The sequence below is a fragment of the Roseibaca sp. Y0-43 genome, assembly GCF_020667835.1.
Lineage (GTDB): Bacteria > Pseudomonadota > Alphaproteobacteria > Rhodobacterales > Rhodobacteraceae > Roseinatronobacter.
In genome coordinates, this window is the sequence record NZ_JAFMPR010000003.1 from 49,206 (window position 1) to 63,949 (window position 14,744).

12 protein-coding genes are annotated in these 14,744 nt (G+C 63.4%); 6 read left to right on the top strand and 6 right to left on the bottom strand.

Going from position 1 to position 14,744, the window contains the following annotated elements; all coding sequences use genetic code 11:
* Positions 1-2: 2 nt before the first annotated feature.
* A complete protein-coding gene (locus J1C52_RS04370; RefSeq protein ID WP_227426710.1) occupies positions 3-596 on the top strand; it encodes an HD family hydrolase in 594 nt (197 codons plus the stop codon).
* Here J1C52_RS04370 and dnaJ read toward each other — a convergent pair.
* The 4 genes from dnaJ to J1C52_RS04390 form a co-directional block, all read right to left on the bottom strand.
* Positions 593-1,744 (bottom strand): molecular chaperone DnaJ, encoded by a 1,152-nt coding sequence (dnaJ, locus tag J1C52_RS04375; RefSeq protein WP_227426711.1) that lies wholly within the window; start codon positions 1,742-1,744, stop codon positions 593-595. The two genes, J1C52_RS04370 and dnaJ, sit on opposite strands and share 4 nt — an antisense overlap.
* Before the next feature lie 72 nt (positions 1,745-1,816).
* Entirely contained in the window at positions 1,817-3,733 is a 1,917-nt protein-coding gene (gene dnaK / locus J1C52_RS04380) for a molecular chaperone DnaK (RefSeq protein ID WP_227426712.1), read from the bottom strand.
* A gap of 158 nt (positions 3,734-3,891) precedes the next feature.
* Entirely contained in the window at positions 3,892-5,898 is a 2,007-nt protein-coding gene (locus tag J1C52_RS04385) for a M3 family metallopeptidase (RefSeq protein WP_227426713.1), read from the bottom strand.
* A gap of 56 nt (positions 5,899-5,954) precedes the next feature.
* Complete coding sequence (locus J1C52_RS04390; protein ID WP_227426714.1) at positions 5,955-7,229, bottom strand: MFS transporter; 1,275 nt, start codon at positions 7,227-7,229, stop codon at positions 5,955-5,957.
* Between the two features lie 196 nt (positions 7,230-7,425).
* Between J1C52_RS04390 and J1C52_RS04395 the strand changes: the two genes are divergently transcribed.
* From J1C52_RS04395 to J1C52_RS04405, 3 genes are read left to right on the top strand one after another with little or no spacing between them, the layout of a single operon-like run.
* Positions 7,426-8,466: a type III polyketide synthase gene (locus J1C52_RS04395; RefSeq protein ID WP_227426715.1), complete on the top strand. Its 1,041-nt coding sequence runs from the start codon at positions 7,426-7,428 to the stop codon at positions 8,464-8,466.
* Positions 8,463-8,951: an isoprenylcysteine carboxyl methyltransferase family protein gene (locus J1C52_RS04400; RefSeq protein ID WP_227426716.1), complete on the top strand. Its 489-nt coding sequence runs from the start codon at positions 8,463-8,465 to the stop codon at positions 8,949-8,951. Before J1C52_RS04395 ends, J1C52_RS04400 begins: the two co-directional genes overlap by 4 nt.
* A gap of 26 nt (positions 8,952-8,977) precedes the next feature.
* Complete coding sequence (locus J1C52_RS04405; RefSeq protein ID WP_227426717.1) at positions 8,978-9,871, top strand: NAD-dependent epimerase/dehydratase family protein; 894 nt, start codon at positions 8,978-8,980, stop codon at positions 9,869-9,871.
* Between the two features lie 3 nt (positions 9,872-9,874).
* On the opposite strand, the gene J1C52_RS04410 is transcribed toward J1C52_RS04405, so the two are convergent.
* Together J1C52_RS04410 and J1C52_RS04415 are read right to left on the bottom strand one after the other, a co-directional pair.
* Positions 9,875-12,361: a GcvT family protein gene (locus J1C52_RS04410; RefSeq protein WP_227426718.1), complete on the bottom strand. Its 2,487-nt coding sequence runs from the start codon at positions 12,359-12,361 to the stop codon at positions 9,875-9,877.
* A 126-nt stretch (positions 12,362-12,487) separates the two neighbouring features.
* The gene (locus tag J1C52_RS04415) at positions 12,488-12,952 is read right to left on the bottom strand and encodes an EF-hand domain-containing protein (RefSeq protein WP_227426719.1); all 465 of its coding nucleotides are present in this window, start codon (positions 12,950-12,952) and stop codon (positions 12,488-12,490) included.
* A 133-nt stretch (positions 12,953-13,085) separates the two neighbouring features.
* On the opposite strand from J1C52_RS04415, the gene panC reads away from it, so the two are divergent.
* Both panC and panB read left to right on the top strand, forming a co-directional pair.
* Positions 13,086-13,931: a pantoate--beta-alanine ligase gene (gene panC, locus J1C52_RS04420; protein WP_227426720.1), complete on the top strand. Its 846-nt coding sequence runs from the start codon at positions 13,086-13,088 to the stop codon at positions 13,929-13,931.
* Positions 13,928-14,737, top strand: coding sequence for a 3-methyl-2-oxobutanoate hydroxymethyltransferase (panB, locus tag J1C52_RS04425; RefSeq protein ID WP_227426721.1), 810 nt, complete (start codon positions 13,928-13,930; stop codon positions 14,735-14,737). Before panC ends, panB begins: the two co-directional genes overlap by 4 nt.
* Positions 14,738-14,744 lie beyond the last annotated feature (7 nt).

Here is a 14,744-nt window from a genome sequence, read left to right on the forward strand (position 1 = left end):
CTATGCCCCCTCCTCCCCGTGCATGGCAGCGGATGCTGTCGGGCCGCAGGCTGGACCTGCTGGACCCAACCCCGGTCGACATAGAGATTGAGGACATCGCCCACGGCCTGGCCTTCGTCGCGCGCTGGAACGGGCAGACGCGGGGCGACTGGCCCTATTCCGTGGCTGAACATTCCCTGCTGGTAGAGGCGATTTTCACCCGCAGCCTGAAAGCGCCGGACCCGAAATGGCAATTGGCGGCACTGCTGCATGATGCGCCGGAATACGTGATCGGGGACATGATTTCGCCGGTGAAAGCGGCGGTGGGGCCGGATTACGGCGCGCTGGATGCGCGGCTGACCGCTGCCATCCACATTCGTTTCGGGCTGCCTGCCGCCTTGCCCGTCGCCGTCAAGCGCCGGATCAAGGCCGCCGACAAGGTATCGGCTTGGCTGGAGGCGACACAGATTGCCGGGTTTTCCGAAACCGAGGCCGACCGCTTTTTCGGCCGCCCCGATGCAAGCCTGCTGGACGGGCTATCGCTGATCCTAACCCCACCGGCAAATGCGCGGGCGCGCTTTCTGGCGCGCCACGCGGAATTGTTGGCGCAGCTTTAACCCTTCATCCCGTCCCAGAACCCTTTGACCTTGTCAAAGAAACTGTTGGTTTCGGGATTGTTCTCGGCGCTTAGCTTCTCGAACTCTTCCAGAAGCTCTTTCTGGCGTGCGGTCAGGTTGACCGGGGTTTCCACCGCCAGCTCTATCAGCATGTCGCCATGGCCCGCGCCGCGCAGCGCGGGCATCCCCTTGCCACGCAAGCGCATTTGCTTGCCCGACTGGCTACCCGCCGGCACTTTCACGCGCGAGCGCCCGCCGTCTATGGTGGGCACCTCGACCTCTCCGCCCAAAGCGGCGCGGGTCACGCTGACGGGCACCCGGCAATAGAGGTTCATGCCATCACGCTTGAACAGCGTGTGCTCGGCCACGTTCACGAAGATATACAGATCGCCCGCCGGACCGCCGCGCAGACCTGCTTCCCCCTCGCCCGACAGGCGAATGCGGGTGCCGGTTTCCACGCCCGCCGGAATGTTGACCGACAGGTTCGCTTCCTTTTCCTTACGCCCAGCGCCACCGCAGGATTTGCACGGGTTCTTCACGATCTGACCCGCGCCGCCACAGGTGGGGCAGGTGCGTTCCACGGTGAAGAAACCCTGCTGCGCGCGCACCTTGCCCATGCCCGAACAGGTGGGGCAGGTCACGGGTTCCGCGCCGCCCTCTGCGCCGCTGCCATTACAGGCGTCGCATTCCGACAGGCGCGGCACGCGGATGGTCTTGCGGGTGCCGGAATACGCCTCTTCCAGCGTGACGCGCAGGTTGTAACGCAGGTCCGACCCACGGCTGGCGCGCGAGCGGCCACCGCCACCGCGCCCACCGACGAAATCGCCGAACAGGTCTTCGAACACGTCCGAGAAGGCGCTGGCGAAATCGCCGCCGCCGCCGAAGCCTTGCGGCCCCCCGCGCGGCCCGCCCCCCATGCCACCATCGAATGCGGCATGACCGAAGCGGTCATAGGCGGCCTTGCGCTCGGGGTCTTTCAGAACGTCATAGGCTTCGTTTACTTCCTTGAACTGCGCCTCTGCATCGGGGTTGTCCGAATTGCGGTCGGGGTGCAGTTCCTTGGCCTTCTTGCGATAGGCCTTCTTGATCTCGTCGGCCGATGCGGACCGGCTGACGCCCAGCAGATCGTAGAAATCGGGTTTGGCCATGGCAACAGGCTCCGAACAAGGGAACCGGCCTGAGCCTTGTCAGGCCGGTTCCAGGTGACGTGGCGGCGCGGCTTACTTGCGCTTGCCGTCTTCGAGGTCTTCGAAATCGGCGTCGACGATGTCTTGGTCCACATCCCGCGGGCCGTCATCATCGGACGCATCCGCGCCCTCGGCTTGCTCGGCCTGTGCCTTGTAGATCGCCTCGCCCAGTTTCATCGACGCTTCGGTCACGTTCTGGATGCCGGACTTGATCTTGCCCGCATCCTCGCCTTCCAGCGTGTCTTTCAGCGCGACGATGGCCAGTTCGATCGCCTCGACCGTGGTCGGGTCGACCTTGTCCTTGTATTCCTCGAGCGATTTCTCGGTCGAGTGGATCAGGCTTTCCGCTTGGTTCTTGGCTTCGACCAGCTCGCGCCGCTTCTTGTCGGCTTCGGCATTCGCCTCTGCGTCCTTCACCATCTGCTCGATGTCGGCATCCGACAGACCGCCAGAGGCCTGGATCGTGATCTTCTGCTCGCGGCCCGTGCCCTTGTCCTTGGCGGACACGTTCACGATACCGTTCGCGTCAATATCAAACGTCACTTCGATCTGCGGCATCCCGCGTGGCGCAGGCGGAATGTCTTCCAAGTTGAACTGGCCCAACATCTTGTTGTCGGCGGCCATTTCACGCTCGCCCTGGAACACCCGGATCGTCACCGCGTTCTGGTTGTCTTCGGCGGTGCTGAACACCTGCGACTTCTTCGTCGGGATCGTCGTGTTACGGTCGATCAGGCGGGTGAACACGCCACCCAGCGTTTCAATCCCCAAGGAAAGCGGCGTCACATCCAGCAGGACCACGTCTTTCACGTCGCCTTGCAGCACGCCGGCCTGAATGGCCGCACCCATGGCCACCACTTCATCCGGGTTCACGCCCTTATGCGGTTCCTTGCCGAAGAAGTTGGTCACTTCCTCGATCACCTTGGGCATACGGGTCATACCGCCGACCAAGATCACCTCGTCAATGTCGCCCTTGGACAGGCCCGCATCCTTCAACGCGGCGGCGCAAGGCTTGAGCGAGTTCTTGATAAGGTCGCCCACCAGCGATTCCAGCTTGGCGCGGGTCAGCTTCATGACCAGGTGCAGCGGCTGGCCCGTGTTCTTGTCCATGCTGATGAAGGGCTGATTGATCTCGGTCTGCTGCGACGAGGACAGCTCGATCTTCGCTTTTTCCGCAGCTTCCTTCAGACGCTGAAGCGCCATCTTGTCAGCGGTCAGGTCGACGCCATTCTCTTTCTTGAACTCGGTCGCAAGGTAGTTGACGATCCGCATGTCGAAATCTTCCCCGCCAAGGAACGTGTCCCCGTTGGTGGATTTCACTTCGAACAGGCCGTCGTCGATTTCCAGAATGGTAATGTCGAACGTGCCGCCACCCAAGTCATAGACGGCAATGGTCTTGCTGTCTTTCTTGTCCAGACCATAGGCCAGCGCGGCCGCCGTCGGCTCGTTGATGATGCGCAGCACTTCCAGACCGGCGATCTTGCCGGCATCCTTGGTGGCTTGGCGCTGGGCGTCGTTGAAATAGGCGGGCACGGTGATGACGGCTTGCGTCACCTTCTCGCCCAGATAGCTTTCGGCGGTTTCCTTCATCTTTTGCAGGATGAAAGCCGACACTTGGCTGGGGCTGTATTTCTCGCCACGGGCTTCGACCCACGCGTCGCCATTGCCGCCATTGACGATGGCATAGGGCACAAGGTTCTTGTCCTTCTCAACCTCTGCATCGGTCAGGCGGCGCCCGATCAGGCGCTTGACGGCGAAAATGGTGTTGGTGGGGTTGGTCACGGCCTGCCGCTTTGCGGGCTGGCCGACAAGGCGCTCATCTTCCGTGAACGCAACGATGGACGGCGTGGTGCGCGCCCCTTCTGCGTTTTCGATAACGCGGGCCTGGCTGCCATCCATGATGGCAACGCAGCTATTGGTGGTCCCAAGGTCGATCCCGATCACTTTGGCCATGTGCTTCATCCTCTTCTTCAAGCGATGGGGCAGAGAGGTCCGTTGCGGCCCCTGCCTGCCCGTATGTCTGCCCTCACGGGCGGTTGAGCCGTATATAGGAAGCGCCTGTGAGGCCTGCAACCGTCACAGCTTCGTGAAATTTGCCCAATTCCGTAAAATTACGCCGCTAGCCCACGCCCCCGCAGCAGCGCATCCACCCCCGGCATCCGGCCCCGAAAGGCGGTGTAAAGCGCCTCTGCCTCGTCGCTGCCACCGGCCGACAGGATGAAGCGTTCCAGTTTGGCCGCCGTGCCGGGGTCGAACGCATCGCCCGCCTCGCGGAAGGCGTCGAAAGCATCGGCATCCATCACCTCGGACCACATGTAGCTGTAATAGCCGCTGGAATAGCCGTCACCCGAGAAGACATGCGCGAAATGCGGGGTCGCGTGGCGCATCCGAATGGCTTGGGGCATTCCGAGCGCATCCAGCACCTCGGCCTGTTTCTGCATCGGGTCAGAGGGTGGCGGCCCTGCGTGGAATTCCAGATCCACAAGCGCAGAGGCCACATATTCGACCGTCGCAAACCCTTGGTCGAAATTCTGCGCGCCCAGCAGGCGGTCCAGCAACTCTTGCGGCATCGGCTCACCCGTCTGCACATGGCGCGCATGGTCGGCCAGCACCTCGGGCACTTCCAGCCAGTGTTCGTAAAGCTGGCTGGGCAATTCGACGAAATCGCGCGCGACAGAGGTGCCAGAGATGAACCCATGCGTCACGTCCGACAACATCTGGTGCAGCGCATGGCCGAATTCGTGGAAGAGCGTGCGCGCATCGTCATAGGACAGAAGCGCCGGATCGCCTTTGGCGAAATTGCAGATATTGACCACGATGGGCCGCACATCGCCGCCCAGCTTGCGCTGGCTGCGCATGGTGGAACACCACGCCCCCGACCGCTTGGACCCGCGCGCGAAGTAATCACCGATGAACACGGCCATATGGCGGCCGTCGCGCGTGACCTCCCACGCGCGGGCGTCGGGGTGATAGAGCGGCACATCGAGCGCGCGAAATTCCAGCCCGAACAGCTTGTTTGCACAGTCAAACGCCGCCGCGATCATGTTCTCAAGGCTCAGGTATGGCTTCAGCGCGGCCTCGTCCAAATCATGCTCGGCGCGGCGCAGTTTTTCGGCGTAATAGCGCCAGTCCCACGGCTGCAAGGGGCCGGTCTGGCCATCGGCGCGCAGCATCGCTTCCAGCTTTTCGGCATCCGCCATTGCTTTCGCGCGCGCCGGTTCCCAGACCTGCATCAACAAATCGCGCACGGCCTGCGGCGTGCCTGCCATTTCGGTTTCCAGCTTGTAATCGGCAAACGTGTCATAGCCCAACAGCGTCGCGCGCTCGGCACGCAGCGCCAAAATTTCAGCGGCAATCGCGCGGTTATCGGTGGCGCCGCCATTAGCCCCGCGCGCGGTCCACGCGGTATAGGCCCGCTCGCGCAGGTCGCGCCGGTCCGAGAACTGCAAAAACGGCACGATCAGCGACCGCGACAGCGTGACGACATGGCCGTCCAGCCCGCGTTCTTCCGCCGCTGCGCGGGCGCTGGCGACCACGAAATCCGGCAAGCCCGCTAGATCGTCCAGCGGCATGACCCAGTCGCGCTCATCCGCCAGCAGGTTCTGGGTGAATTGCGTGCCCAAACTGGCCAGACGCGATTTGACCTCTGTCAGGCGGGTCGCCGCGTCCCCTTCCAGCGCCGCACCCGCCCGCACGAACATGCGCCGATAGAGCATCAGCACCCGCGCCTGTTCCGCGTCCAGCCCCAGCGTGTCGCGCGCGGCCCAGAGCATTTCGATCCGGTCAAACAGCGCGCGGTTATTGACGATCTCGGACGAATAGGCCGACAGCTTGGGTGACAGGTCGCGCTGCAATTCCTCGCGCGCGGGCGTGCTGTCGGCGCTGCACAGGTTGAAGAACACACCCGCCACGCGGTCCAGCGCGGCATCGGCCTGCTCCATCGCCACTATGGTGTTGGCATAGGTGGGTGCGTCGGGGTTATCGGCAATCGCGGCATAGGCCGCGCGCCCCTGTGCCATCGCGGCGTCAAACGCGGGTGCGAAGTCTGCGTCTGCGATCTGCGCGAAGGGGGGCAGTTCGAACTCTGTGGTCCAGTCGGCCAAAAGCGGGTTGGTCATGGTCGGCCCTTTTCATGCTGTGTTGCGCAGCAAGCTAGGGCCGATGCGGGCAGGGTTCAACGCGGATCTTGTGCACCCTCCGCCTCGGCCTCTGCCTCGGCGTTTTCCACAGACCAGACCGCCGCCGCCTCTACCGCCACGGGCGAGGCGGTGGGCAAAACGCCAAGATAGCTTTCGGTTTCCTGCGCCGTGGGGGCGGCGCGCTGGGTCATGCGGTAAAGCGCGTAAAGTGCGATCGCGGCGAAGGCGAGCGCTTGCACGGACCAAAAGCTCATGGGCCCGAACCGTTCCATCGCGGCCCCGATGACCAGCGGACCAAGGATCGCCCCAAGGCCAAAGGTAAAGACCAGCCCGCCCGATGCGGCGGCCATGTCCTCTGGCGCAAGCGTGTCGTTGGTATAGGCCAGAAACAACGAATAGAGCGGCGTCGCCACGCCGCCCGCGAAAAAGGCCGCGACCAGAAGAAAGGTCAGCCCGCCACCCGTGACCCAGCCTAGGCCGCACGCGCCCACCCCCAGCAAGGACACGCCCGCGATCAGCTTGCGACGGTCCATGCGGTCGGACAGCCAGCCGATAGGGTATTGCAGCATCATCGCACCGCCGAACAGCGTGGCCACCAAAAGCGCGATCTGCCCCGCGCTCAGCCCGATCTCATTGCCAAAGACCGCCGCCATCCCGGTTTGCGCGGCATAGCCCGCGCCCAGCAGGAAAATCCCGACCGTGCCAAGCGGAGAGCTGTCAAACAACTGCCGCAGCGACATGGGGCGTGACACCTCTGCCGCGGGCACCGGCGTCGCCGACAGCAATATCGGCCCAAAGGAAATGGACACAAGGATCGACGCGCCGATGAACAGCGCCGCGCTGGCCGCATCGCCCAGCGCCAGAATGCCTTGCGCACCGATAATGCCCGCCGTCTGCGCGATCATGTAGGCCGACAGCACCTTGCCCCGGTTTTCATTGCTGGCCGCGTTGTTCAGCCAGCTTTCGGCAGCGACATAGACGCCCGACATGCAAAACCCGATCAGGATGCGCAGGATGGTCCAGGCCCAAGGCTCTGCCAACAAGGGAAAGGCGATCAGTGCGGCCGACATGAAACTGCCCAGCGCCGCAAAGACCCGCACATGGCCGACCCTGCGGATCAGCACCGGCGTATAGCGCGCGCCCGACAGGAACCCCACGAAATAGCCAGAGGTCACGATGGACAATTCCAGCGCCGAGAACCCCTCGACCCCGCCGCGCAGGCCGATCAGGGTGAAATGCATCCCGTTGCCCAGCATGATGAGCAAAATGCCCAGCAGCAGCGCCCAGACACCGGAAAAGACCTGAAACATTCCGCGACCCTTTGCCTTGTCAGATCGGTCTCGCCTCTATCTAGTGGTGCCGCAACGCGGCAAGAGCGTATCAGCGCCACTTCACAGCCCGGAACCGACATTCCGGTGGAAACCTTTTGGCCTTTGGCCACTTTTATGGGGTATGGACACACGGATGGGCTGCGCGTTGGCTCTCCCTCGGAAGGGAACGAAGGATATGACCGTTTCACTGCTGGGCTTGGGCTGCGCCGTGCCACCGCACAAGCTGCCCCAAACCTTGGCCGAGGATACGGCCCGCGCCCTGCTTGGCCCGCGCTACCCAGAGTTTGAGCGCACAGCGCCCAGCTTTCAGGCGTCTGGGGTGGAAACACGCTATTGCGTCGTGCCAATAGACTGGTTCGACCATGACAAACGCTGGTCAGAGCGCAACGCGGCCTATCTGGACGGGGCGTCGAGGCTGTTTGTCGACGCCACGCAAAAGGCACTTGCGGCATCGGGGCTGACAGCGAGCGACATTGACACCGTGGTCACAGTATCGACCACCGGCATTGCCACCCCCAGCCTAGAGGCCCGCGCCCATGCCGAGATGGGCTTTCGCAAAGACATTCAACGTGTGCCGGTCTTTGGCCTTGGCTGCGCGGGTGGCGTCAGCGGCTTGGCCGTCGCGCGGCAACTGGCGCTGGCTGCACCCGGATCGCGCGTGCTGATGGTTGCGGTGGAAACCTGCTCGCTCTCTTTTCGCACCGACCGGATGCAAAAGGCCGACATCATCGCCACGGTCCTGTTCGGCGATGGCGCGGCGGCGGCGGTGCTCTCGACCGATGGCTATGGGCCGCAGATTGGCAGCGGCTATCAAGTGCTTTGGCCCGACACGCTGGCGATCATGGGGTGGGATGTGGATGACGTGGGGCTGGGCGTGGTATTCGACCGCTCCATCCCCGGCTTCGTGACCCAGAACTTCGCCCAAGCCACCGATCAGGCACTCGCGGCAAGCGGGTTTGACAGAGCGCAAATCGACCGTTTCGTCTGCCACCCCGGCGGCGCGAAAGTCGTGACCGCGATCGAGGGCGCGATGGCCCTGCCCCATGGCGCGCTGGATGCCGAACGCGACATCTTACGCGACTATGGCAACATGTCCGCGCCCACGGTGCTGTTCGTGCTGGACCGCGTTCTGCGCAGCGGGGCAACAGGCCAGATGATGCTGGCCGCGCTTGGACCCGGCTTTACCGCGTCTTTCCTGCCGGTGAGCGTAACATGACCCCGGCGCTGTGGTTCCTGCTCTTCATTATCGTGCAACGCCTGTCCGAACTGGTCATCGCCAAGCGCAATACCGCGCGCCTGCTCGCGCAAGGCGCTGTTGAACATGGCGCGGGGCATTACCCGGTCATGGTGGCCATGCACAGCGCTTGGATCATTGCGCTGGTTGTATTCGGCTGGAACAACCCGGTGTCTTGGCCGTGGCTGGCAGTTTTTGCGCTGTTGCAGGTGTTCCGGGTCTGGATACTTGCCACCTTGGGACCGCGCTGGACCACGCGGATCATCGTGTTGCCGGAACCCTTGGTCGCACGCGGCCCGTTCCGCTTCATGCGCCACCCGAATTACACGCTGGTGGTGGCAGAGATCATCGTCGCGCCCATGGTGCTGGGGCTTGTCTGGGTCGCAGTCGTCTGGACGGTATTGAACGCGGCCATGCTCTATGTCCGCATCCGGGCTGAAAACCGCGCGCTCGCCCCGCTACGCTGAGCCACCAAAACCCAAGGAGGACCACAATGCGCATTCTGTTCACCGGCGGGTCCGGCAAGGCTGGCCGCCACGCAATCGCCCATCTGCTGGCCCAAGGCCACCGTGTGCTGAACGTGGACCTGACCCCCCTGGACATGCCCGGCGTGGACAACCGTATGGCCGATATTGCCGATGCGGGCCAGATGTTCGACGTCATGCACAGCTACGCGGGCTTTGACGAGCTTGACCCCGGCACGGGCGTTCCCCGTTTCGATGCTGTCGTGCATTTCGCCGCCGTGCCGCGCATCTTGCTGAAAAGCGACAACGAATGCTTCCGTGTGAACACGCAGGGCACCTATAACGTGCTGGATGCCGCGCTAAAATTCGGCGTGCGCAAGGTGATTTTCGCGTCCTCGGAAACCACCTATGGCATCTGCTTTGCCGATGGCACGCGCAAACCCGATTACCTGCCGGTGGACGAGGATCACCCCACCATCCCGGAGGACAGCTACGCCATGTCCAAGGTCGTGAACGAGGTCACGGCGCGATCCTTTCAGGCCCGCACGGGTGCCGACATCTACGGGCTGCGCATCAACAACGTGGTCGAACCACATGAATACGCCCGCGACTTTCCGGGCTATGTCGCCAACCCCGACACCCGGCGGCGCAACATCTTCGCCTATATCGACGCGCGCGACTTGGGGCACATGGTCGACTGCTGTCTGCGCGCGGACGGGCTGGGTTATCAGGTGTTCAACGTCGCCAATGACACGCATTCGGTGGGGCCAAGCACCGATGAGCTGATTGCGCGATACTATCCCGATGTTCCCCTGCGCCACGCGCTTGGACCGGATCAAAGCTTCTATTCCAACGCCAAGGCAAAGAAAATGCTGGGGTTTTCACCCCAGCACAATGATTGGCGCAGCCTGTTGAATGGCTAGGGTTCAGCCATCCTTGCGGATCGTCGCGTTCTCGGGGTCATAGGGGCTGTCACAGGTGACGGTCGCATCCCACAGCTCACCCAGCATCCGCACCTTCAGCTTGGTCCCTTCCACCGCCAGATCGGGGCGCACATAGCCCATGCCAATGGATTTGCCGAAAGCCACCGAATACCCGCCAGAGGTCAGACGGCCCACCTTCGTTTCGCCCAGATACAGCGCCTCGCGGCCCCACGGGTCTGCGTCGGCGGGGCCGTCAATCAGCAGTGTGCAGCATTTCGACCGCACCCCCTTGGCTTCCATCGCGGCCTTGCCGTTGAACTCCTTGGACATGTCGATGAAACGCGGCAGATCGGCTTCCAGCGGGGTTGCATCGCGGCCCAGTTCATTGCCGAAGGCGCGATAGGATTTTTCCTGCCGCAGCCAGTTCTGCGCCCGCGCACCGACCAGCTTCAGGCCAACATCCTCGCCCGCGCTCATCAACTGGTCGAACAGGTAATTCTGCATCTCGATAGGGTGGTGCAGCTCCCAGCCAAGCTCGCCCGTATAGGCCACGCGCACGGCGCGCACCGGGCACATGCCCAGCTCGATATTGCGCATCGACAGCCACGGGAAGCGCTTGTTCGACAAGACCGTGGCAGGGTAGGCATCCTTCACCAGCTTGCCCAACAGGTCGCGCGATTTGGGGCCGGCAATCGCGAACACACCCCATTGCGTGGTCACGTCATGGATGTCGATCCAGCCGAAATCGGCCATCTTGTCTTGTGCCGCTTTCAGAAGGAAATCACTGTCATAGGCGGTCCAAGCCCCGGCAGAGATCAGGTAATATTCATCCTCTGCCAGCCGCACGATGGTGTATTCGGTGCGCGTGGTGCCCGCGTCCGTCAGCGCATAGGTCAGGTTGATGCGCCCGACCTTGGGCAGCTTGTTGCAGGTGAACCAATCCAGAAATTGCGTGGCCCCCGGCCCGCGCACAAGGTGCTTGGTGAAGGCCGTGGCGTCGATCATGCCCACGCCTTCGCGGATGGCTTTTGCTTCCTCGACCGCGTATTGCCACCAGCCGCCCCGGCGGAAGCTGCGCGATGCGTGATCGTCGAAGCCTTCGGGCGCGTAGTAATTCGGGCGCTCCCAACCGTTCACGCAGCCAAACTGCGCACCGCGGGCTTTCACACGGTCGTAGCAGGGGGCCGTGCGCAAGGGGCGGCAGGCTTCCCGCTCTTCATCCGGGTGGTGCAGGATGAAAACGTGCTCATAGGCTTCTTCGTTCTTGCGCGCGCCGTACTCAGTGGTCATCCAACCGCCGAAACGCTTGGGGTCGAGCGAGGCCATGTCGATCTCGGCCTCGCCCTCGACCATCATCTGCGCCAGGTAGTGCCCGGTGCCGCCCGCAGCCGTAATGCCAAAGCTGAACCCTTCGGCCAGCCACATGTTGCGTAAGCCCGGCGCGGGGCCAACCAGCGGGTTGCCATCGGGCGTGTAGCAGATCGGACCGTTGAAATCGTCCTTCAGGCCCACGGTTTCCGAGGACGGAATCCGGTGGATCATGGACATGTATTCTTCCTCGATCCGTTCCAGATCGAGCGGGAACAGATCGGCGCGGAAGCTGTCGGGCACGCCATATTCGAAACAGGCAGGCGCGCCGCGTTCATACGGCCCTAGAATCCAGCCGCCGCGTTCTTCGCGGACATACCATTTCGCATCGGCATCGCGCAGAACCGGGTGTTCGGGGTTCGATTTGCGATACTCGACCAACGCGGCGTCGGGTTCGGTGACGATGAACTGGTGCTCGACCGGGATCGCGGGGATCTTGATGCCCAGCATCCGCGCGGTGCGCTGCGCGTGGTTGCCGGTGCAGGTGACAACATGTTCCGCCATGATCTCGAACTGCTCGTCCGAGGCGACCAGATTGCCGCCCTTTTCCACCATCTTGGTGCAGGTCACGACCCATTCGCTGCCGGTCCAGCGGTAGCCATCCACCTGCACCTTGCGCACGATCTCGACACCGCGCTGGCGGGCACCCTTGGCCATGGCCTGCGTCACATCGGCGGGGTTAATGTAGCCATCGGTCGGATGATAGAGCGCGCCGACCAGATCCTCGGTGCGCACCAGGGGCCAGCGGTCCTTGATCTGCGCGGGCGTCATCCATTCGAACGGGATGCCGACGGTTTCGGCGGTGGTGGCGTATAGCTTGTATTCGTCCATCCGCGCTTCGGTCTGCGCCATGCGCAGGTTGCCGACCACGGCGAACCCGGCGTTCAGGCCGGTTTCGGCCTCCAGCGTCTTGTAGAACTTCACGCTATAGTCGTGAATATGGCTGGTCGCATAGCTCATGTTGAACAGCGGCAGCAGGCCAGCAGCGTGCCATGTGCTGCCAGAGGTCAGCTCGTCGCGCTCCAGAAGCGTGGTCTGCCAACCCGCTTTCGCAAGGTGATAGGCGACGGACGCCCCGACGGCCCCACCGCCGACGACAAGGGCTTTGACATGGGTTTGCATGGGCGCGCACTCCGGCAAAGGTAAACTTGCGCCCCTCTTCGCAAATCGGCGCGCGCGCGGGCCATGCCGGCGCGACGCAACGCGGCAGAAAAACGACGCGCCTGTTACGGGCGCGTCGTTTCCGGGTTATTGGCGCCCGAAATCGCCGCCGTCGATGACACCGTCGCCATTGCGGTCGATCATAGGGAACAGGCGCTCGCTGGCAGTGGCGAATTCGGCCGCCGTGACCTGCCCGTCGCCATCGGCGTCGTTAAAGGCCAGCCCCATCGCTTCGTGAATGATCTTGCCGGGGCCGTTTGCGCCATAGGCACCGCCATGACCATGGCCTTTGCCCTGTTCGGCCTCGACCGCCTCTCGGTCGGCGATGGTCTGGGCCATGTTGTCCAGCTCTGCCGCCTCCAGCACGGCGCTGCCGTCCAAGTCGAACATCTCGAATAGGCCCGCGCGACGCTCGATGATGTCGGCGGCGGTCACATTGCCCGTGCCCGACATGTCCCATTCCTGGATGAACCCGGCACCGGGGGTGCCATTGCCTTGGGCCAGAACGGGCAGCGGAAGCAGCAGGGCAGCCGCAAGAAGCGAAATTTTCATAACTTGGTTTCCTTGTTTCAAGACATTCACATAAACGCATCTGTCTTTCTATTCCGTCTTGACAGATTGTCGCAGCTTGGCAGCGGGCGTGGCGCACCGTAAAAGACCTTGGCGAACACCTCGGGGGGACCGAATGGAAATCTGCCGCACCAAGGCCGCGATCCGTGCATGGCGCAAAGGGGCGGGGCATGTCACCCTTGTGCCCACCATGGGCTTTTTGCACGACGGCCACATGTCGCTGGTGCGTCGCGCGCAGGCCGAAGGGGGCCGCGTCGCCGTGTCGATTTTCGTGAACCCCACGCAGTTCGGCCCGACCGAAGACCTGTCCACCTACCCGCGTGACGAGGCCCGCGACCTGGACATGCTGCGCGACGCGGGCGTCGATGCCGTGTTCATCCCCGAGGTGGCAGAGGTCTATGACCCCACCGCCCAGACCATTGTCGAGACGACCGAACTGGCCAAGGTCTTGATCGGCAAGCTGCGCCCCGGCCATTTTCGCGGCGTGGCGACCGTGGTGACGAAACTGTTCAACATCATCCGCCCCGATGCCGCCGTTTTCGGCGAGAAGGACTACCAGCAACTGGCCGTGATCCGCACCATGGTGCGCGATCTGGACATGGATGTGCGCATCATCGGCGGCCCGATCATGCGAGAGGCGGACGGGCTGGCCATGTCCTCGCGCAATGTGCGGCTGACGCCAGAGGATCGCACGGCGGCCCCCATCCTGGCCCGCGCGCTGGAAGAGGCCGCCGCCATGGCCCCCACCGGCACCACCGCGTCGCGCCTGCGCAGCCATGTGCGCGCTACGCTGGAACGCGAACCCCGTGCGCAAGTGCAATCGGTCGATATTCGCGATGCCGAAACCCTCGAAACCCTGTCCGGGCCGCTGACCCGGCCCGCCGTTATCCTGTTGGCGGTCAAGTTCGGTCAGGTCTTTCTGATCGACAACCGCGTCGTTTACCCCAAGGAGCAAGCATGAGCGCCCAAGCCCCCGTCCGCCGCATTACCGCGCCGCAAATCCGTGCCCGCAAAGGGGGCGAGCCGATCGTGTCGCTGACCAGCTACCACGCGCACACCGCTGCGATCGTAGACAAATACGCCGATTTCATCCTTGTGGGCGACAGTCTGGGCATGGTCATGCACGGCATGGACAGCACCGTGGGCGTGCCGCTGGATTTGATGATCATGCACGGCAAGGCGGTGGTGCGCGGAACGCAGCGCGCGCTGATCGTGGTCGATATGCCCTTCGGCACCTACGAGGAAAGCCCGCAGGAAGCGTTCCGCAATGCCGCCAAGATCATGAAAGAAACCGCTTGCGGGGCCGTCAAGCTGGAAGGCGGTGCGCGCATGGCAGAGACGATCCGCTTCCTGTCCGAGCGCGGAATCCCCGTCATGGCGCATATCGGGCTGACGCCGCAATCGGTGAACACGATGGGCGGCTTCAAGGTGCAGGGCCGCGACGAGGCCGCCTGGGCCACGCATATCGACGACGCGGTTGCCGTGGCAGAGGCCGGCGCCTTCGCGCTGGTGGTCGAAGGTGTCGTCGAAGAACTGGCCGACCGCATCACCGCCGCCATCGACATCCCGACCATCGGCATCGGTGCATCCAAGAATTGCGACGGGCAGATCCTGGTGCTGGAAGACATGCTTGGCCTGAACCCGCGCGTGCCGAAATTCGTGAAAATCTACGGCGACCTTGGCCCCGCCATCGAGCGCGCCGTGTCGGCCTATGCCGAAGAGGTCAAGGACCGCAGCTTCCCGACCTCTGACAACGTCTATCGCTAAGGCGGGC